The organism is Paraburkholderia sp. JPY419, assembly GCF_050435705.1.
In the GTDB taxonomy this organism is placed as follows: Bacteria; Pseudomonadota; Gammaproteobacteria; order Burkholderiales; family Burkholderiaceae; genus Paraburkholderia; species Paraburkholderia youngii.
Map to the genome: position 1 here is coordinate 507,613 of NZ_JBNDKV010000003.1, position 19,328 is coordinate 526,940.

Consider the following 19,328-nt stretch of genomic DNA (forward strand, 5'->3'; position numbering starts at 1 on the left):
TGAAGCCAACTCCTGCAAGCCGACTTCGAGGGGCCCGCCCTCATCTTCAACAAAGCATTGCTCACGCAACCGCTGCGCTTGCATTCGTAGCACACTATGAACGCCTCCCGTTTGCGGAGGAATCTCGTGTGCTTTGACATACAGAATCGGTTGCGGCTGTATATGCGGCCTTACTGCAGCCGATACCGACGCTGCGGGCCTCTATGAAATTCGCTGACTCCCACCTCATTGACTTCACGAGCTTGCAGCTCTTATGCACATTCAGGTTTAGCGAGTTCAGGTCCCACCTGTCGTGTCATCACATGCGAGTACCAACGCAACCTTTCGATCGTGTCATGCTGTGTAGACGTCTATTCTCGAGGTGCCGCTAACCGTTCAGGCTGGCTTCGCGTTCACGTATCCCTTCTGGTAAGGCCGGTCGTGGGCCAGGACTGCCCCGATCGTGCGCGCCATCTTGTTGGCTAGCGCCACAGTTACTACGTTTCGCGGCCGCCGCTTGCTGATCTCCTCGACCCATGGGCCAGGCTCTTTGGCATGATTGAGCACGCTGCGCGCGCCGTGAATGAGGAGCGTGCGCAGATAGGTGTCTCCGCGCCTGCTGATGCCGAGCATCGTCACCTTGCCTCCTGAACCGGTTTGCTTTGGCACAAGACCGATCCAGGCCGCAAACTCGCGTCCGGATCTGAACGACTTCACATCTCCCATCGTGGCCACTGCAGCTGTTGCAGTCAGCACACCGACGCCCGGAATTTCGATGATCGATTTGACCGCCTTGTCCTCTAACATCCACTGGCGTAGCCGCCGCTCGATCACGAGGATTTGCTCATCGAGCTTCGTCAAACCGTTCCACTGCTCGCGCAACGTATCGACCAGCACTGCCGGCAGATGATCCAAGATTCTGGCCAGTACCGCAGGTATCGCCTTCCAGCGCTGCCCGACCTTTGCCCATCACTTCGCCATATTCCGTCAACAGTCCGCGCAAGCTGTTGATCTGCATCGTACGGAACTTCACCAGTTGTTGGCACATCCGGTGCAGCGCCAGCACCGCCTGCTGCGGTTCGGTTTTCACTGCCACCGCCTTGCCTAGTTGCTGCACGGCCAGCCAGATCGCCCGAGCGTCCGCTGCATCGCTCTTGTTGCGGATGTTGAACGCCTTGACGAATTCGGCCGGCATCAGTTTCACCATGTGTCCCAGCTTCGTGAGTTGCCGTGCCCAGTGTTGCGAACCGCCACACGCCTCCATCCCAATCAGGCACGGTGTACGGTTCGCGAAGTGCTCAAGAAACTTCGCCCGTTTGATCGGCTTGTTCACGATCTCGCCGGTCTCCTCATCAACGTAGTGCACCTGAAACACGCTTTTGGCGATATCGATCCCTACTGGCGTAAGCTTCATGTCGGATGCTCCGGTTGCCTGTCAAAACCTACATACTCTTCCATCCGGGGACTCTGATGTCATCAGGCCTGAATGGTCCGCCTTCATCATCCCCACCGCTCGCGGGCGGGAGGCGTTCATTTCATTGACTTCGATGCCGCCCAACAGGATGCGGGCACAACGAAACCTTTTGAACCCAAGCATCGGTCGAGTTCGGCGCTTGATCGCCCGATGATCCTGTTCGAGAGGGTAGCCTCGTTTCCTCTCGGAAACGAGGCCCCCGAAGGTAGGCTCGAGAACTGGCGCGCACACGGTAGGCTCCGGTGGTCTCTCCACCGCTTTCGCGGTGGTCCTCAGTTCGGCTGCCATAGTCACGTTTCCAACTCCCGCCACGTCAAACCGTGCATGCGGTTTTCCCGCACACGGCTTTCCTGTCTGCTTCATGTCAAGGTTTATGGGACCTATCATGCTGGGCGCGCTTTCGGCGCAGCGGTACGACGAACCCGGTAACCATTAAACAGTCCCAGTTCCTAGCTTTGTCAAGTTAACGAACGTAGACTGTACGCGTACCGGTAACGGCACCGGTAGTTATCCTTATTAAAATAGCCTTACCGATTTAGGCAGTTCCAGTCCAACCATACCATGTGGCGAAGCGTTCCTGGAGTGCGGCACGGTGACTTGCCGCTTTCATTCGATGTCTGGGTAAAGCAAAGTGCTGCCGGATCGGGCCGAACCGTGAGAGAAACGCCTGAGTGCGACGCGCGTCGCGAAAGCCGAGCATCTGGCGTTCGCGTCTGCGGGTCGGCTGGTGGCTATTCTCGGCGCGGTTATTCACACGCGCAACCGCCTTGACGAAAACGTGCTTCACGTGAGCGAGCTCCGAACTTGTCGCACCAGCAACGGATTGTTTCGTACGTGACGACGACACCACGCTCGAGCAACAACTCCTCGATATCGCGCAGGCTTAGGCTGAACAGGAAATACCAGCGAACCGCGCAGCTGATGACGATGGCAGGGAAGCGGTGACCGTGATAAAGCGACTTTCTTTTCTTCATCGCTTTATTCTACCCCGCTCCTGCGTCAACCTGACAGAGCCCGCGGATCACATGCCCCTTTTCTTTGGCTAGCTGAGCACACTTAATGGCTAGCGTACCACTACCGACAATAACACTAGACACTTTTGATAAGGTTGAGCGCTTATTCGCCCCATGATCCGGGCGCGCCAAAGGAATACAATGCGACATCTCAATCTCCCAGCCAAGACCGGGGGGGCATCTGGCCAAGCGCGCCGCCGTTACGACGACACCAGTCACGATAAGCATCGAAGTCAATGCCGACCACTGAAATGCGGGTTCGCGAACACTATCGAAAGGCTAGTGTGTTGACGAGTTCCCGGCGACTCACGAACATAGACCCCCCTTGTTGCTGATGTCGCGATTTCCCCCATACCCGCCAAAGAGGCAAGCGTTCGCATGCACGTCAAGTCCACGCCATCTGCGAGAATAAGCTGAGCGCGCCGCTTCAGATCACGATTGCCGCCCGCAGATGCATCCCTGCCGCCTCACCCCAGCCAAACTACCGGTCAAGAAAGACCTTGTGCGCGCACAGCCAAAAATCAAACACTACGGGCCGCATGAAATTTGTTACGAACATACCACCAATCGCGAATCGAATGGATATAAATTGTTTTTTCGATATCCAAACGAGTTTCTAATATCGCCCAGTTTCTAAGGTTTTTAACGGTTCTGTCGCGATAAGGATGACAGGCAGAGCATGCTCGCATATGCGTAGGATTGCTTATGTCACCAGCAAGTAGAATTGTGCTGCTACCGTTCGGTCATCGTCGACTTTCATCTGCCCCTTGCGAATCATATGCATCACCTCAATACCAGAGAGAATGATGCGCGCACACCGAAAATCCTTGAAGCCCATCATCGGTTTGATTATACGTTTGATCGGTCGATGGTCCTGCTCGACAATGTTGTTCAGGTATTTGTTCTGCCGGGTCCTGATCGGTGTTTCGCGGTCTGCGTTGATGCCTTCAAGCGCGGCCAGATTCGCGCCGCTCTTATCCACGGTAATCGTCTCGGGCTCGCCGTTCCAGTCAATGGCCTTTTCAAAGTAACAGCGCGCTGCAGGCTTGTCACGACGGGCGCGCAGCAGGAAATCAACCGTGCTGCCCTGCTTGTCGACCGCGCGATATAGATATTTCCATTGGCCTTTGACCTTGACGTAGGTCTCATCGACGCGCCAGCTCCTGCCCACAGGCCGTTTGTGTTTGCGCAATGCTTTTTCAAACACCGGCAACAGTTTGATCACCCACCGGTGCACGCTCGAATGGTCCACCTCGGTACCCCGCTCGGCCATCATTTCTTCGAGGTTACGGAGGCTCAATGAGTACGCCACGTACCACCGGACGCACAGCAGGATCACATCCGGCGGGTAGTGCAGCCGCTTCAATACCTTGCCAATGCCGGCGGGCAACGTCTTGCTCGGCGTCTTCGTCTTTGCCATCATGCTGGTCATACGTTGTGGTCGACGGATTTTACTTGACCGCGCTAATGCGACAAAACCGCCGAAACTGTGCAGGACCGTGCGGCGCGACATTGCCAAGGTGAAACTTTCTGTTTTGGTTTGATCCATATCGCGATTTCGTTCATGTGGCCGAGACCCCGTTCCGTCATCATGTCGATCAGATCACCTCCGCGCTATTTGCACCATGTATGGACGACTCCCTGTTGTCAAGCAGTCCGGGTTCTCTGGCATCAGGTCGAGGTTGCAGCCATGTATCCGGGCTCGGTTCGCAGCAGCTCGCTGCAGGCCCACGATGAATATCCGCGAGTAGGTACCCCATCAGAGCCACGGGCTTGATCGCCCTTGGTGCAAAGCGGGTTTGCCCCCCACGGTCCGACCGTTCTGTCATCGAATTGAAGTCTGCTCAGGCAACCCGTGGAAAGTGAACGTTGGTGTGATGTTAAAGGTTGTATCTGTCAATCCGTCCCGCTGGATCGCACGGGAACATGGTTGGCCTGACAGGTTTGGCCTTGTATCAGCATGGCCCACGCTATGCGTGCATTCTTTGCCGCGAGCGCCACGGCAGCGATGTTTTTGTGCCGGCGTCGACACAGCTTCATTAGCCATGAATCAGTCATCTCGGTCTTCGCGGCGGCCATGCGGATAACTGCACGGGCGCCGCGAATCAGAAGTGTTCGTAATGCCGTATCGCCGCGCTTGCTGATGCCCAGCAGACGCGGCGTGCCGCCCGAGGAATGCTGGCGCGGCACCAGACCCAGCCAGGCAGCAAGTTCGCGGCCGTTGCGAAAGGCTCGGGCGTCGCCGATCGACGCCGCCAGGGCCGATGCGGTGAGCGCCCCAATTCCGGGTATTGTTTCGAGAAGTTGGCCGGGTGCATCGGTCCGATGGATTGCGCGGATCCGACCTTCCAGTTCGGCCACCTTGTTGCCGAGCTCCCGCAGGTGCTCAACGAGCATCTGGATTAACGTCCGGTACGGCTCGCAATATTCACGATCGCGGCTGGAAAGGGCCTCCATGGCCCGTTGCCCGAGCAGCCGGATACCCTGTGGCAGCACGATACCAAACTCCCCTAGAAGCCCCCGGATCTGGTTGGCCAGCGCTGTGCGCGACTTGACCAGCCCAGCGCGTGCGCGATGCAGCGACAGTATGGTCTGTTGCGCCTGTGTCTTAACCGGTACAAAGCGCATGTTTGGTCGTTGTATCGCCTCGCAGATGGCTTCCGCGTCAGCAGCATCGGTCTTGTTGCTCTTTACGTAAGGCCGACGAACTGCGGTGCGACCAGTCGAACGGTGTGTCCTAGCTTCGCGAGCTCGTGGCCCCAGTAGTGCGACGAGCCACACGCTTCCATGCCAATCACGCACGGTTCAAGCGTTGCGAAATACCGGAGTACATCCGTGCGTCTGAGCTGTTTGCGCACAACAATGTGCCCTTGAGAATCCACTGCGTGAACCTGCAGCACGTTCTTGGCAAGGTCCAATCCAACCTTCGCTATGTTCATGATGAACGTTCCTTTGCCGTGGAAGTCACGACTTCTCCACTTTGGCATAAACCCCTCGCTGGGTAGCGGGAGTCGTCCATCACATCAGAGCCCACCAAATCCGGTCCGGTTCAAAACCTCAAAAACTGGGTGGCATTAGAGAATCACGCGGACATCAAAAAAACATTTTATATCAATGTGATGGGCGATCGGTGGCATGATGGTCGCAATCCATAGAATCTGCTGCCTCGATCTTGCTTGTGTGCGCACAGTGGGTTTTCGGGATTAGATAAGGGTATGGCGCGTTTGGCTGGCAAGAGTGCGATTCTCCGGTTCCGTCACCTCCTTGCAACACACGGCTTGCCCGCGTAGATGCTCACGCTGGTCAATGAGATCCTGAGTGAGCCAGACTTGATGCTGAAGGCAGGGTCGGCGGTCGATGCGATCTTGATTTCGGCACCCAGTTCGACAAAGAACGGCTCTGATACACGGGGCCCGGACACGCACCAGACGAAGAAGGAACCAGCAGCAGTTTGGATAGACGAAGGCCCGGTATCGAGGGTTGATGAAGAGCACCGCGCAGATCACGACACTGTTTGCACTGGCCAACCGTTGGATGGCGCGCAAGGCTTTACGCGAAACGTGAAAAGCCCGTCGGTCTCGGCAAACGGAGGTCGTCATGCTTCGAAAGCCGGGCGACCACCCCGCCAACAAACTCTTACGACTGATATGCCGCAAGTGACAAAAGTTCAGCGCTCTGAAAACTAGTTGGAAGGACCTTCCCTAGCAGGCTGTTGAAAAGCGCCCCGTCATGACGACCGAAGCTACGTTCAGGAGACTTGCGCGTGCAATTTCCCGCTGAATTACCGGTTTGCCGCGCGATCCGCGCGGGGCATGCGCACGCATGCAGCCCCGCTGGCGCGCAGTCTTCACGCCGTGACGGCTCATCGCGCCGCTCCTTGCGGCACCACCCCTGGCATTCGGGCCATGCGGGTCAGATTGCTCGCAACCATCGTCAGCTTGAAGTGCTGGTCGACGCGCTTGATACCGCGATAGACCGTCTGCCGGATCCGACCGACCGTTTTACCCCAGCCGAAATGCTCTTCGATTCGTTTGCGGATGATCTGGCTAATCCGGTAGCCTGTATGCCGCGAAGTGCGACCATCGATTGCGCTGCCGCCCCAACGCTCATCGTTGCGCGCGACATGCGGTGTCACGTTGCGAGCGCGGCAATCGTTCACGAAGTCGCGGGTGTCATACGCCTTGTCGGCACCAACTGTCTTCGCATGAGCGCCTGGCACGCAATCGAGCAATTGCAATGCGCTGGCCCGCTCGGCGAAACCATCTGCGTGACTCACCACGGCGCCGACCACCAGCCCCGAGCGATTCTCCATCAGGATGTGCCCGTGGTAGCACAGGATGGCCGGGCTCTTGTGGCTCTTCTTGAACAATCGCGCCTCCGGATCAGTAGTCGACTCGTGCGTGGCATTGCTACGTCGCTCGCCTTTCCAGTCAGTGTCGGCGTTGCGGCCACCGCCGGCTGGCGGACCATCGTCCGGGCCGTCCTTGCGGCGGAAGCTCTTGTGACTGGCCCACGCCTGAATCAGCGTGCCGTCCACCGAGAAATGCTCTCTCGACAGCAAGCCCCGCTTGTCCGCCAGGCTCATGACTTCGGTGAAGAACGCTTCCACGACTTCATGCTCCAGAAGCCGGTCGCGGTTCTTCGAGAACACCGAGTGGTCCCACACCGCGTCCTCAATCGCCAGCCCGACAAACCAGCGGAACAGCAGGTTGTAGCGCATCTGCTCCATCAGCATGCGCTCGCTGCGCACCGAGTAGAACACCTGCAACAGCAGCGCCCGCATCAGCTTCTCAGGCGCAATCGAGGCACGGCCGGTGTCCGCGTAGATGACGCTGAACAGCCCGTTGAGCCGTTTCAACGCGTCATTCACCAGCAACCGGATCGGTCGCAACGGGTGATCTGCCGGGACGAAGTCCTCGAGCTTGACCGTCGTGAACAGGGGTTCCTGCATCTCATCCATTCCGCGCATCGCATCCGCTGCCAAAGATCATGAACACGATATCCATAACGCCCGTCCCTCAAACCCCGTTTACACGGGACCCAAATTCAACAGCCTGCTAGAGGATCAGGCACTTTGTCCGGGTTTGTCAAAGTAGTTGCGCTGGCGTGGTTACGCCGCCGGTCGGCGTAAATGTAAATGCTTCAGCGGTAGTTTGGCTGGAGCAGGGCGGTAGGGATGAATTCTCCTACCGTCGGAGTACTTCCGATGAAATCGGATTCGAGAATCTACGCAGCAAACCGAATGTTAATTGTTTACAGCGGCATGCGCCTCTGTGTTTCGTGTGAAGCCTCAGCGTGTTCGCGTGCCGAATCTATTCAATAACGTCCACCCCTGCAGAGGAGATGTCATGTCCGGTTTCGCCATTCGGTGTGCGTCCGATTGCCCTCCTGTCACCCTGCCCTCTAATCCTGTCCTGCTCGGCGGCGAGAATCGTTCCGGCACCACTCTACTCAGCGTTCTTCTCGACTCGCACCGCGATTTGGTCGTTGGCCCAGAACTTGACTTCACCGAACCGGTCGACCTCGGTCCGCACATCCTCGCTGTGTGCGACATGATCGACGTCCACGACTCACGGCTCGCCGGTGCGACGAAGGAAACCGTTGACCCTGACTGGTACGACGGCGCACATTTCGTTTTGCAATGCGAACGTTTCGGTCTGGAGCGCGACGATTTGCGGAACTTGGTGGTGGACTTGATGACCAAACGTGGAACCAATCTGTCGGCTCTGGAAGACCGTTGTCGGCTCATCGACTCCATTGGCGAATTCCGACGCAAACAGATGGGAGCCCGACGATGGGGCATCAAGCTTCAGCGCAGGATACTGGACGTCGGCACTTACGCAGCAATCTGGCCTCGGGCCCATTTCATTCACATCATTCGCGACGGCCGCGATCTGGCCGCGTCCCACTTGAAGACAGTCCCCGACTGGGGCTACCGGACTGTCGCGCAGGCCGCGCACGGCTGGTTGGATGTCGTCACCCGGCCCCGCCAGGCTGCGCCTGGCGGCCGCTATCTGGAGGCGCGGTACGAGGATCTGGTCACGCGCCCCCGCGAAACCATCAAACGAATGCTCGACTACCTTCACCTGCCGTGGGACGAGGCGGTCCTGAACCACGCGGCGCACGAACACTCGCTGTTCAACAGACCTTGGGGGCATCCCGCCGCACTGGCCGCAAGCAAGCCGCTGCACACCGGGCGTAATGGACGGTATTTGCACGACCTCACGCCCGAAGAAATTGCCGAGTTCGAGCGGGTCGCCGGTAAAGAGCTGATACACCTGGGCTACGACCTGTCGATGCCGCGTTCAGGAAGCGCGAGATGATAGAGGCGCACAATCAGCCCCGGCACCGCCTGCCCTGTAGCTTTTATCTGCTTCTCGCTGGCCAGACGGTCTCCCTTCTCGGCTCACAAGTGACGTTTCTTGCTCTTCCGCTGACTGCGATCGAACTTCACAACGCAAGCCCGTTCGAGACTGGGATATTGCTCGCCTGCGGACGAGCGCCCTACCTGCTACTAGGGCTGCTCGCCGGGGTCCTCACCGACCGGTTCTCGCATCGGATGCTGCTAATGACGGCGAACACGACGATAGCACTCACCTTGGCCTCCGTACCGCTGGCCGCCTCCGTGGCCGGCCACGTAAGCACGCGTCATCTGTATATGGTCGCCACCGTGGCAGGCACGGCCACGGTGATCGCGGATGTGGCCTTTCTTGCTTGCGTACCAACCGTTGTGCGGCTCCCGCAACTGGTACAGGCTCAAAGCAGACTAGAGCTGGGACAGTCGGTGGCACTGATACTCGGCCTGCCACTTGCGGGCTGGCTGATCTCTACCCTCTCCGCTCCGATCGCGATACTCGCCGATGTCGCGTCGTTCGTCCTTGTGACGATGCTGCTCCCTTGGGTATCAATGAGGCCGGTGAGGAGCACGTTGTTCGGCGCGGACCGCCGAGGCGTCGCGGTCGACGGGAGCATCATCAGTCGTATCCTGTCGGAAGCTACAAAGGGCGCACTGTTTGTGCTGCGTACGTCCCGGCTGCGCGCAATTACCTTTGCGACGGGCACGCTTATCTTTTTCTACAGCGCCTACTCGGCTGTCTTTCTCCCGTACCTGACCAAGGACTTGAGACTGACGGCCACCGCGATTGGCACCGTCATGGGCATCGCGGCCGTGGGATCCGCCGTCGGCGCGTTGCTCGCTCGTCTGACTGCGCGGGCACTGGGACTCGGCCGAGTGCTGGTTGCGGCCCTCTGCACCAGCGCCGTCGGCGCGGCGCTCGCACCCATGTGTCCGGCGCCGCTGGCAATCGGGTTATCGCAGTTCCTGTTGTGGACCGGTCAACAGATGTACAACGTCCATCAGGTGCCCATCCGCTTCATGCTAGCACCACCTGAGTTGCATGGGCGTGTGAACGCAAGCATTCGCACCATAGTATGGGGCCTCGCTCCCTTCGGTGCCCTGCTGGGCGGCTCCTGTGGAACGTTGCTGGGTTCCCGGGCAACGCTCCTGTTCAGCGGTGCTCTAATAGCGATGTCCTCTGGGTGGATTTTGACGTCTCCTCTGCGAGCAGTGCGGACACCCCAGCTCCAGGAGGGACATGCCGAGCCGACTTTCGTAGCCGAAGCTCCTCCTCGCAGGTAACGCAAGACATATCATCATGTTCACTGATATACCTTCACTCAGTTTGTCCCCGGGCCATCTCATCGTCTGGCGAGCCAGCGCCCCGCACATGCCGGAAGCACCATGGATGGCCGACTCGCGGCGACCATCCCATGCTCAGGAGGCCTTGATCAGGTACGCACTTGACACAGCAGGTGAAGGCCCCCTGCCGCCGTCCTGGTTGGGGTGTGCTTTCGATCTGCCCGCTGGACTTGATGCAGATGCCTTCGCTGCGGCATTGCGCAACTGGACAGATCGCCACGAAACGCTCCGCAGTCAGCTGATGTTTTCCGCTCACTCCACACCCGACAGTCGTCTACTCCGCGTGACGCTGCCGCCCGGCACCGTGACTATCTACCCCAGTGAGGCGACGAACTTCCGCGACAGCCGAAAGCTGGCGCGGTATATCGAAGATCTGTTCGACCGCGAAATTGGCCCACTCGGCTGGCCCGGATATATCTGCGCCACCATCTGCAACGCTGACGCGACCACCGTCTGCGTCGTCGCCGACCACACCCTGATCGACGGATACTCCATTCTCGGGATCCCACATGAGATCCACACCCTGTACGCTGCAGCACTCGCCACCTCCGACAGCAAACCCGCTCCTCCCCTACCCCCCACGGCCAGCTACCTTGATTTTGCGGAGACTGAACGGAATGCAGCCGATGCACTGACCGTCGACCACGAATCCGTCATCAGCTGGCAACAGTTCGTCACCAAGGTTGGCGGCCACCTGCCAGTTTTCCCTGAACCTGTTAGCGCTCAGAGTGGCAACTCCACCACCGCGCAGCCGGGAGGACACGCCGAGCTTCTCGACGCGTCCTCCGCGCGCACCTTTGATCAGGTCTGTCGCGCAGCAGGCGGTGCCACATTCTCCGGACTGCTTAGCTGCCTTGCGAAGGTCGGCCACGAAATCACCGGCTCGGGTGAATTTCGCACGATGGTCCCGGTCCACACGCAAACAGGTCCCTGGAGATCCTCCATCGGATGGTTCGTCGGTATGGGCCCGGTCGCCTTCTCTCTGAGCGCAACCAGCTCCTTTGCCGAGACGGTCCGTTCGGCAGTCGCAGGCCTCGACGGAGTCAAGGAACTGGCCCGAATACCCCTTCCTCGGGTAGCGGAACTCCTTGGCCAGCCCCTTCGTGATCCCTTCATGATTTCGTATATGGATCTTCGCCGTACCCCCGGCGCGCGCAACTGGAACACTTGGCGAGCCATCGCGCTTCGTAGTCGCTGCACCGATCCGGATGAGGTGTGCCTTTGGGTCTGGCGCAACTACGATGGCCTGTTCGTCAGCTATCGCCACCCGGCCACCGACCTCGCAGGCATCGCGGTACCGCGCTATGTCGCCCGTACGAAGCAGCTCCTGGCCGTCGTCGCGGACACCTCCTGCTGGTTCGCCAACCCGCATTCAAAAGAAGAGTGTTGCTCGTGACAGAAATCAGACACATTGCAGCGACCTCTTGCGACTACACAAAGTTCGACGCGGTTATCGTCGGCTCCGGGCCCTCCGGATCGATCGTCGCCCGAACACTTGCAGAGAAAGGATATCGCGTGGCAGTCCTGGAATATGGAGGCCTAGTTTCCCCCGGCGCCTTGTACGGGCCGCATCAGGCGGCCTACAGCAAGGCACTCACTTCGTCCGGCCGACCCGCCGACGGCAACCCTTGGACGGCGTGTTGCGTGGGCGGCGGAATGCAGTTCTACAACGCTATCACGCTCAGATACCGACAGGCAGATCTTTCGGCCTCTCAATATCTGACGACCGACCTGGAGATTGATTGGCCCGTCGCACTCCGGGATCTCGAACCCCACTACTCGGAGATCGAGCACCTGTTGGAGATCACTGGGGCGAATGGATTTCCGACATATCCAGTCAGCCCTCGTGGGGTAATGTTATCCACTGCAATGCATGAACTCGGTATAAAACCGCGCCATATCCCTCTGGCAATCCGGCCACCATGGACTTGCATGGGGTGCAACCTGTGTTCAGCTTGCGATGAACTGGTATGTCCTACGGATGCCAAAGCATCTGTGCTCGCACGAAGCATTCTGGATGACTCTGCCCTGCCTGGATCGATCTCGGTTCTGTATGGCTGCTTCGTCAACCGGATCGAGCTTCGGAACGACGGTCAAGCTGAAGCTCTTGAGTGCTACGTGCCACTATCATCTGAGCGGATCCGGATTTCAGTCGAAAGGGTCATCGTCTGCGCAAACGCGATACAGACGGCGGCACTGATGCTCCGGTCAAAGAGTGAGCATGCCCCCAAGGGGATAGGCAACGAATCCGGCCTCGTCGGGCGAGGCCTCTCATTCAAGATTAGCGGCTACTCTGTCGGGTACATGGAGCGACCGGATCACGGCTCCAGTGCTCTGGCTTCTCACTGGGGCCCCCATGCGACCGTCTATACCGACGAGTTCTACGAGCACTGTGACGTACCACTCAAATTCGGCGGTCTCATCTATGAAGCGAATTTACCCACGCCGGAGGAAAACGTCGGTCTTATGCGCCTTCACTATATGGCGGGTGAAGAACCGTGGTCGCACAATAGCGTGGTGCTTGACAAGGCCATTGACCGATACGGGGTCCCTTACATTCGTTTCGAATACAAAAGCTCGGCAAATGACCGTGCACGAATTGGCTTTCTCGCTGATCGCGCGGATGACATTCTGCGACACATTGGAGCGCTACGCGTCAAGCGCGAGCCGCTTGCATACTCAAAAGGCAGTTCCCACCTGCACGGCACGATGCGCGCCGGACACGATCCCACCACTTCAGTTGTGGACCGCCTTGGCAGTGTTCATGGGTTCACGAACATCCACGTCATGGATGGCTCCGTGATGAATTTCGCGGGAAACAGCAATCCGACACACACGATCATGGCCAACGCGAGACGAATGGCCCTTTCACTCGAGTAAAGGGGAACTCAAGATGCTTAATCCTGAAGTGACCGGACATCTGGCCGAATGGGAACGCGAAACCCGATCGTCAATCATTTTCCGCTCCGCCAATGGCGCGGTGGCGGAAGATATCAACGGCAAGATGTATCTGGATATGACATCCTGCAGCGGGGCTTCGCCTCTCGGCAGCAATGACATAGTATTCAACGCAAGGCTCGCACGGGCAATGGAGCAGGAAACGGACATTCTTCCATCGCCGGTGAGTCTGCAACGCCTGAGGCTGGTCGGAAAAATCTCGAAGATGTTCCCTGACACGCCGAGAGTGTTTTTTCTGAGGACGGGGTCCTGTGCAACGGAAGCGGCAGTTCGGATCGCCCGGTATCGAACTGGCCGGCCGGTCCTCCTGACGGCTGGCTTCCATGGATGGCACGACCTCTTTCAGCAGCCCCCTTGGTCGGACAGTCCACCCGCTAGGGACCAACACATCCAGGATTTCCGATATGACCTCGATCTCCTTGAGCAGCAACTGGTCATGAACAGGGGGCGAGTCGCGGGCATTTTCTTCACACCTGAACCTTCGATCTTTCCCGCGGCATTGCTTCATGAAATCTCCAGACTGGCAAAGCTGCATGGAGCACTGCTGATCGTCGATGAAGTCCTGTGCGGGCTCCGTTATGCTTCGGGTGGCTACTGCCAAAAACACGGTGTAAAAGCCGACCTCATTACCTTGGCCAAGGGGATCGCGCAAGGCATCGGCCTTTCCGCAGTTGTCGGCACCGACGAGGCCATGACGGGGGCCGACACCGCATATCTTGGCCATACCTATCTGCGCGAGAACCGGGCCTTCGTGGCCGGCAACCTGACACAGGAAATATTTGAAGAAGCGGGCATTGTGGCCCGTCTCGCCGAAAGTGGTTCCGCACTCAAGAGGTTATTCCAGACCGCATTCGAGCGTAGCAAAATACCTGGTCGCGTTCTGGGAAGCGACAGCATGTTCGATATCGTTCTGCCGTCTGAAAAACATGGAAAAGCGTTCGCACAAAAGTGTCTGCAGCATGGCATCTATGTCGGATACCCGGCAACATACATGAGCAATGCTTCTATGAATGAGGCCTTTTTCGAGGCGTTAGAACCAGCACTGGATCTGGCACTCGCAGACTATTGCAGGGCCGAAGATATGACGACACCGTTCACCGATGCTTCGATGGTCGAATACTGCATGGAGGCATTCCGCACGACCGAAAAGGCATGTCTGTCGAACAAGCATTACTGGGCGTGATACTAGAGGGCAAAGTCTAGGAAAGACGCGACAAAAATTGCAATCACCAACTTTTTCTATTGTTTCGATTCCTACCCATATTGCCATGAACGAAATCGATCTCAACGATTACGATCACGTTGCCTTCGACCTGGACGGTGTCCTTGTGGATTCAGCGGCTGTAGTTGAAAACGCTCTCCGTCGATGGGCAGGGGAGGAACGGCTCTCTCCGGAGTGTGTGTTGCGGATGTCTGCCGCGCGCCGAGATATAGAACTAGTTGCGTCAATCTCTCCCGGCCTCTCGCCGGAACGAGAAGCGGCCCGCATCGCAGACTATGAGGTCCAGGTGATGGATCTGCTCCGACCAATCTTAGGCGCCGCCGAGTTCTATAGCTCGCTCACCGCTGCGAGGCGATCTGTCGTCACCTCTTCGTCACGGGTCTCGGCTCTTGCCCGCCTCAAGGCGGCCGGAATCTCCCGCCCAAGAATCATGATTGCCGCTGAGGACGTGAGGCAGGGTAAGCCGAATCCGGAACCCTATCAAGTGCTGTTGCGGACGTTGCAGATTGCCCCGGAACGGTGCTTGGTTTTTGAGGACTCCAGAGCCGGAATTGAAGCGGCAACCACTGCTGGTTGCGACTGCGTAGGCGTCGGACCTAATGCCAGCGGCCACCCCGACATCAAGGGCTGGATTGAGGATTTTCGCGAGATGACCTTTCAAATCTGACGCCGGCCTCCGCTTTCCGGGCCGAAAGGACGACAAGATGAAAATATCAACGGAATACCGCACACCACTGTTTGATGAGGTGTTGATACGCGGCTCTGTCCTTGAGCACTACGTTGCACAGCAGGCAGACTATGAGGGACTTGTCAATGAACTGTTGCGTTCGTCGGGCACAATGCGCGACAGGATCGGCGATCGTTGCATCTGGCAAGTCAATTCCACCGCGTTTGGCGGTGGGGTCGCCGAAATGCTTCCACACCATATATGCCTCCTGCAGGAACTTGGTTTCGATGTTCGCTGGCTCATCTTTAAACCGAACCAGGAGCAGTTTTTCCAGTTCACCAAAGGCGTTCACAATTCTCTTCATAATACCGCCGTAGCCGGTCTCGATAACCTGTTGCCGCACTATCTCGATGTTTCGAGGCAGGGTGCAGCGGAACTGGAAGTAATCATCGGACCTAATGACCTCCTGGTCATCCATGACCCACAGCCACTTTGTGCTGCTTCGCAATTCCTAGATTCTCATCCGCACCCAGCCATCTGGCGATGCCACATCGGCTACCCAGAACGCACCCCGACGGTCGACAGGATATGGGCACTTCTCGGGGAATACCTCCGTCCATTCCAGCGTATTGTCCTGAGCGACAGCGAATACGTCTTCGATACACCTCAACCCATCGATATCATCCAGCCATCGATCAGTCCATTCTCCGCCAAGAATCGCAACTATGAAGGGCCGGCAGACCAGAAGCTGGGAAATTCAGTTTCGTTTAATGGCCGCAAATCGGGACCTATCCCATCGCTTCAGGAAATCCTCGGTTCGCGGTATTTTCTGCACGTATCCAGATGGGATAGCCTCAAAGGCATCGACCGGATCATCACCGCTTTTATCCGTTTTGTGCGTGCGGCATCCGACGAGGAAAATACGATACGCCTCGTGATAGCAGGTCCAGACCCTCTGGATGTCGCTGACGATCCGGAAGGACGGACGTATTTCGAGAAGTGCCTGGCACTACGTGACCAGTTGCCAACGGAAGTACAGCAACATTTGTATCTGGCCTGCATCTCGATGAAAGACAACGACGCAAATGCAGAGATTGTCGGTCGACTTCAACAGAATGCTCATGGCATATTTCAATTGTCTCGCGAAGAGGGTTTCGGGCTGACGACGACGGAGGCTCTGTTCCGGGGTAGACCAGTCGTAGTGTCGTCCGCTTTTGGTCTGAAAAGGCAAGTCGTAAATGGGCTGAATGGAATTGTCCTTGAGGAACCGGACATCGAGGCCAAAGCCGCAGAGATGATGCGTCGGCTTGCGACCAGCTATAGTGATTACGAGGGGATGGCGAGAAGAGCGCGCGAGAACTGCCTGCACTTCGGCACGCAAATCTCGCAAATTCCAAAGTGGTATGAATCGATTCGTTCAGCCCTATCTAGTTTTGAAGAGCACACCGGGCCTCAGCGCGCAAATGCAACTGAGGCGTGAGTTGATGCCCACACGCTTACGACAACCTCACAGGGATAGAGAAAAATGCATGGCTCCCTGCATGGCTCCCTGATCACGCAGACAGCGAACACCTCATGCTGATTGAGACCTTCATCAGTTTTTTCTCCGCCCAAGAGCATGAAAGCCACGACCGTTCCGCAGGCGAGGCGAAACGGTTCGAGCGCTTGACGAACTCGGGATATCCGTACTTTTCGTGCTTGTATGGAACCGACGCCTTTTGCAAGCTTCTTTTTCGTGATGTCGAAACGGTCTGCATGCATGTATCCGGCTTGCCAGATGGGCGGTTGCCGAAGCACGCCCGCAGCCTCGATGAGATCCGCGCACCCCGTCCTTAGCAAAATCGCGGCTCGCCAAGAGTGGCAGCCGGCACGAAAGACAGGCTTCAGGATGCTTGGTTCAACCTATTTCGTCATCGCTTTGAGAAGCTTCGCAAACCTGTGTGTGGGGGTAGCGTCTCCTTACAAACAGTTTTTCGGTGGTTATGTTGCCGCGCCTCTCGTCATATAAGTCGCATCGCTGCTGAGCAGTGCCTGGATGATCCGCGCATTCCTGTTGGCCAGTGCGACCGCTGCGCAGTTATGCCCGCGTCGAGCCATCAACTCCTGAAGCCAGATGCTCTGAGGATCAGTTTTTTTGGTGCATAGCGCAGACCATGACCGGGTGCTGTACTGCAAGCGACTCACCAATGAGCTCCAACTCATAGTGTCCGCGCTGGAGCCCTATCGGGATGAACTGCAGGGAGTAGTCGTGGAATCAACGTTCAACTGGTACTGGCTTGTCGACGGACCGATGGCCGCCGGTTTTGCCGTACATCTGGCCAATACTGCAGCGATCAGGCAGTGCGAGGGCCTGAAGTACTCTGGTGACGAACACGACGCCGTATTCCTTGCCCATATTTTTCGGCTTGGACTCCTGCCCGAAGGCTACATCTATCCGTCGCATGAACGCGCGCTGCGCGACCTGGCACGCAAGCGCATGCAGCTTGTCCAGCAACGCACCCTGAACATCCTGAGTATCGAAAGCCTGCTCGCCAGGCAGCTCAATCTACGCATCAATGGAGAACACGTGCAGCGTCTCGACGACACAGCGGCGCGAGCACTCGCGTTGCCGCCGCACGTCGAGCGCGCGCTGATGGCCAACCTTGCCGTGCTTCATACGCTGTGCGCAGAGATTGAGGCGCTTGAGATCATTCTCCACAAGGAAGTCAAGCTGCGCCCGCAGTTCGATATCCTCAAGAGCACCCCCGGCATCAGCAACATCCTGGCGGCCACCATCATGCTTGAAACCGGCACCATCGCACGCTTTGCCAGCGTCGGCCATTTCAGTTCCTATTGCCGCTGCGTGGACAGCAAGCGCATCTCCAACGGCAAGAAAAAGGGCGAAGGCAATGCAGGCAACGGTAACCGTTACCTTGCCTGGGCATTCGTCGAAGCCGCCGCTGGAGCGCTGCGCTGCTGTCCACAGGCCAGACGTTTCTATGATCGCAAAAAAGTCAAAGCGCCTGCCCGTCGTGGCCATGAAGGCGCTCGCACACAAGCTCGCGCGTGCCGTTTATTACATGATGCGGGAGGGCAAACCCTTTGACCTCAACTGATGTTTCGGCTGACCTTGGCGGGGGGGTGACGAGCCCGCCGGCTTTGTTGGCATCAAACCAGCAAGTTGATTGGGACACACCCCCGGCCATCCCCGATGCAGCGTAACGACTGAGACGCCCAGGCCATGAGCCCGAGCAAGCCTGGTACCCAAACGGGTAACCACATTGTTGTCTCAACCCCTGGACATTGGCCAGGTACCGACGGTTTTCTGGGGCTGCACGCGTGAGCCAGGGGCGAGGCCAGAAGACCGGCACTCGCCTTGAACCCGATGGGTGACTGGTGCGGATCAGTTCCGCAACCAGGTGAACGAAATACCGGATGCGTCGCGGCGCTTCGCTTCACGCGGGGTTGGCGAAGGTTTCGCAACAACGCAAGGCCGCGCCTTGTGCGTAGTGCTGTACCGCTTTCCAACGGCCTTTCAATGGGTGACAATGCCTCTTCTCGAAATAGACGAGCGTCATGAAATCAGAGAGGCAGACCTGAACCGGCGATCCGATTTTGCCGGCTGGAAGACGTCGCGCGAGATGATGGAAAGCTGGATCTCCCACACCGGCCCGGGAAGCTCTATCGCTCGTGATGTGGGCACGAATTCTCGCCCTATCATCACAAAGAGGTCGTCGCGAAAATAATCTCGTAACCGCGACATCGCGGCGCTCATGGCGGGTTGGCTCAAATTGATATCGCGTGCCGCAAGCGTGAAGTTACGCTTCGCCATCAATGCGTCCAACTCGACGAGAAGATTCAGATCGAGGCCTTTGAAACGCATCTTTATTTATCCGCCTTGTGGATGTCACATATCGAAACAATCGATTGTACAAATTTCTTGAGGTACCGCAAAGTTACGGCAATTCAACTTGACACGCAAGTCATTAATATGATTGACCCCGTCAGTTTTACTGAACGGCACTCGACATCAATTCCCAGATATTGATTTTCTACGTGGCATTTCGCGGTTACGACTGGGGCTGATCCCCGGGTAAACGGTGACTCATCCGAAGATGAGTCAAAGAGTATGAGAAGACTCAGCGATTGTGAAATCGCCGCAATTTTATCTCGGAAGTGCTAAACGCGCGTGACCGTAACGGTGAGCGTCGTAAGGCTTACCTTTGACGACGGACCACACCCGATATGGACGCCGAAAGTACTAGATCTGCTGGCGCGGCACCAGGTACCGGCAACCTTCTGTGTAATCGGCGCCTACGCGGTTGAGTATCCGGAAC

At 57.5% G+C, this 19,328-nt stretch carries 12 protein-coding genes and 8 pseudogenes; 11 read left to right on the forward strand and 9 right to left on the reverse strand.

Annotated elements, in window-relative coordinates; translation table 11 throughout:
- Positions 1–375: 375 nt before the first annotated feature.
- The 6 genes and pseudogenes from QFZ91_RS25825 to QFZ91_RS25850 form a co-directional block, all read right to left on the reverse strand.
- Positions 376–1,393: pseudogene (locus tag QFZ91_RS25825) on the reverse strand (IS110 family transposase).
- A 21-nt stretch (positions 1,394–1,414) separates the two neighbouring features.
- Positions 1,415–1,618: pseudogene (locus tag QFZ91_RS25830) on the reverse strand (hypothetical protein); the annotation flags it as partial.
- A 632-nt stretch (positions 1,619–2,250) separates the two neighbouring features.
- Positions 2,251–2,427, reverse strand: a pseudogene (locus tag QFZ91_RS25835) (IS6 family transposase); the annotation flags it as partial.
- A 742-nt stretch (positions 2,428–3,169) separates the two neighbouring features.
- Positions 3,170–3,886: an IS6 family transposase gene (locus QFZ91_RS25840; protein ID WP_429569138.1), complete on the reverse strand. Its 717-nt coding sequence runs from the start codon at positions 3,884–3,886 to the stop codon at positions 3,170–3,172.
- 476 nt (positions 3,887–4,362) lie between these two features.
- Positions 4,363–5,268 carry an IS110 family transposase gene (locus QFZ91_RS25845; RefSeq protein WP_429568887.1) on the reverse strand — a complete coding sequence of 302 codons (906 nt, stop codon included), beginning with the start codon at positions 5,266–5,268 and terminating at the stop codon, positions 4,363–4,365.
- Complete coding sequence (locus QFZ91_RS25850) at positions 5,157–5,405, reverse strand: hypothetical protein (RefSeq protein WP_429524380.1); 249 nt, start codon at positions 5,403–5,405, stop codon at positions 5,157–5,159. Before QFZ91_RS25850 ends, QFZ91_RS25845 begins: the two co-directional genes overlap by 112 nt.
- Before the next feature lie 255 nt (positions 5,406–5,660).
- On the opposite strand from QFZ91_RS25850, the pseudogene QFZ91_RS25855 reads away from it, so the two are divergent.
- Positions 5,661–5,903, forward strand: a pseudogene (locus tag QFZ91_RS25855) (IS5/IS1182 family transposase); the annotation flags it as partial.
- A gap of 425 nt (positions 5,904–6,328) precedes the next feature.
- Here the strand turns inward: QFZ91_RS25855 and QFZ91_RS25860 are convergent.
- Positions 6,329–7,435 carry an IS5 family transposase gene (locus tag QFZ91_RS25860; protein ID WP_429522659.1) on the reverse strand — a complete coding sequence of 369 codons (1,107 nt, stop codon included), beginning with the start codon at positions 7,433–7,435 and terminating at the stop codon, positions 6,329–6,331.
- Positions 7,436–7,814: 379 nt separating this feature from the next.
- Here QFZ91_RS25860 and QFZ91_RS25865 point away from each other — a divergent pair, with 379 nt between their 5' ends.
- From QFZ91_RS25865 to QFZ91_RS25900, 8 genes are all read left to right on the forward strand, one after another.
- Entirely contained in the window at positions 7,815–8,789 is a 975-nt protein-coding gene (locus QFZ91_RS25865) for a sulfotransferase family protein (protein WP_429568888.1), read from the forward strand.
- Positions 8,786–10,105: an MFS transporter gene (locus QFZ91_RS25870; protein ID WP_429568889.1), complete on the forward strand. Its 1,320-nt coding sequence runs from the start codon at positions 8,786–8,788 to the stop codon at positions 10,103–10,105. Before QFZ91_RS25865 ends, QFZ91_RS25870 begins: the two co-directional genes overlap by 4 nt.
- 145 nt (positions 10,106–10,250) lie before the next feature.
- Positions 10,251–11,561 carry a condensation domain-containing protein gene (locus tag QFZ91_RS25875; protein WP_429557138.1) on the forward strand — a complete coding sequence of 437 codons (1,311 nt, stop codon included), beginning with the start codon at positions 10,251–10,253 and terminating at the stop codon, positions 11,559–11,561.
- On the forward strand, positions 11,558–13,045 hold the full coding sequence (locus QFZ91_RS25880) for a GMC oxidoreductase (RefSeq protein WP_429568890.1): 1,488 nt from the start codon (positions 11,558–11,560) through the stop codon (positions 13,043–13,045). The genes QFZ91_RS25875 and QFZ91_RS25880 overlap by 4 nt, the downstream gene beginning before the upstream one ends.
- Positions 13,046–13,058: 13 nt before the next feature.
- The gene (locus tag QFZ91_RS25885; protein ID WP_368718951.1) at positions 13,059–14,306 is read left to right on the forward strand and encodes an aminotransferase class III-fold pyridoxal phosphate-dependent enzyme; all 1,248 of its coding nucleotides are present in this window, start codon (positions 13,059–13,061) and stop codon (positions 14,304–14,306) included.
- A gap of 85 nt (positions 14,307–14,391) precedes the next feature.
- The gene (locus QFZ91_RS25890) at positions 14,392–15,012 is read left to right on the forward strand and encodes an HAD-IA family hydrolase (protein ID WP_429557141.1); all 621 of its coding nucleotides are present in this window, start codon (positions 14,392–14,394) and stop codon (positions 15,010–15,012) included.
- Positions 15,013–15,049: 37 nt separating this feature from the next.
- Complete coding sequence (locus QFZ91_RS25895) at positions 15,050–16,492, forward strand: glycosyltransferase (protein ID WP_429568891.1); 1,443 nt, start codon at positions 15,050–15,052, stop codon at positions 16,490–16,492.
- Positions 16,493–16,587: 95 nt separating this feature from the next.
- On the forward strand, positions 16,588–16,848 hold the full coding sequence (locus QFZ91_RS25900) for a hypothetical protein (protein WP_429568892.1): 261 nt from the start codon (positions 16,588–16,590) through the stop codon (positions 16,846–16,848).
- Between the two features lie 144 nt (positions 16,849–16,992).
- Here QFZ91_RS25900 and QFZ91_RS25905 read toward each other — a convergent pair.
- Positions 16,993–17,145, reverse strand: a pseudogene (locus QFZ91_RS25905) (IS110 family transposase); the annotation flags it as partial.
- Position 17,146: 1 nt separating this feature from the next.
- Between QFZ91_RS25905 and QFZ91_RS25910 the strand changes: the two are divergent.
- Positions 17,147–18,107 (forward strand): annotated as a pseudogene (locus QFZ91_RS25910) (IS110 family transposase).
- A gap of 438 nt (positions 18,108–18,545) precedes the next feature.
- Here QFZ91_RS25910 and QFZ91_RS25915 read toward each other — a convergent pair.
- Positions 18,546–18,874, reverse strand: a pseudogene (locus QFZ91_RS25915) (LysR family transcriptional regulator); the annotation flags it as partial.
- A 318-nt stretch (positions 18,875–19,192) separates the two neighbouring features.
- On the opposite strand from QFZ91_RS25915, the pseudogene QFZ91_RS25920 reads away from it, so the two are divergent.
- Positions 19,193–19,273: pseudogene (locus QFZ91_RS25920) on the forward strand (polysaccharide deacetylase family protein); the annotation flags it as partial.
- Positions 19,274–19,328: the final 55 nt, after the last annotated feature.

Bases quoted from the DNA above. Each gene is read 5' to 3' on its own strand.
- QFZ91_RS25840 (WP_429569138.1), bottom strand. From the start codon at position 3,886: ATGGCAAAGACGAAGACGCCGAGCAAGACGTTGCCCGCCGGCATTGGC.
- QFZ91_RS25850 (WP_429524380.1), bottom strand. From the start codon at position 5,405: ATGAACATAGCGAAGGTTGGATTGGACCTTGCCAAGAACGTGCTGCAG.
- QFZ91_RS25860 (WP_429522659.1), bottom strand. From the start codon at position 7,435: ATGCGCGGAATGGATGAGATGCAGGAACCCCTGTTCACGACGGTCAAG.
- QFZ91_RS25865 (WP_429568888.1), top strand. From the start codon at position 7,815: ATGTCCGGTTTCGCCATTCGGTGTGCGTCCGATTGCCCTCCTGTCACC.
- QFZ91_RS25870 (WP_429568889.1), top strand. From the start codon at position 8,786: ATGATAGAGGCGCACAATCAGCCCCGGCACCGCCTGCCCTGTAGCTTT.
- QFZ91_RS25885 (WP_368718951.1), top strand. From the start codon at position 13,059: ATGCTTAATCCTGAAGTGACCGGACATCTGGCCGAATGGGAACGCGAA.
- QFZ91_RS25890 (WP_429557141.1), top strand. From the start codon at position 14,392: ATGAACGAAATCGATCTCAACGATTACGATCACGTTGCCTTCGACCTG.
- QFZ91_RS25895 (WP_429568891.1), top strand. From the start codon at position 15,050: ATGAAAATATCAACGGAATACCGCACACCACTGTTTGATGAGGTGTTG.
- QFZ91_RS25900 (WP_429568892.1), top strand. From the start codon at position 16,588: ATGCTGATTGAGACCTTCATCAGTTTTTTCTCCGCCCAAGAGCATGAA.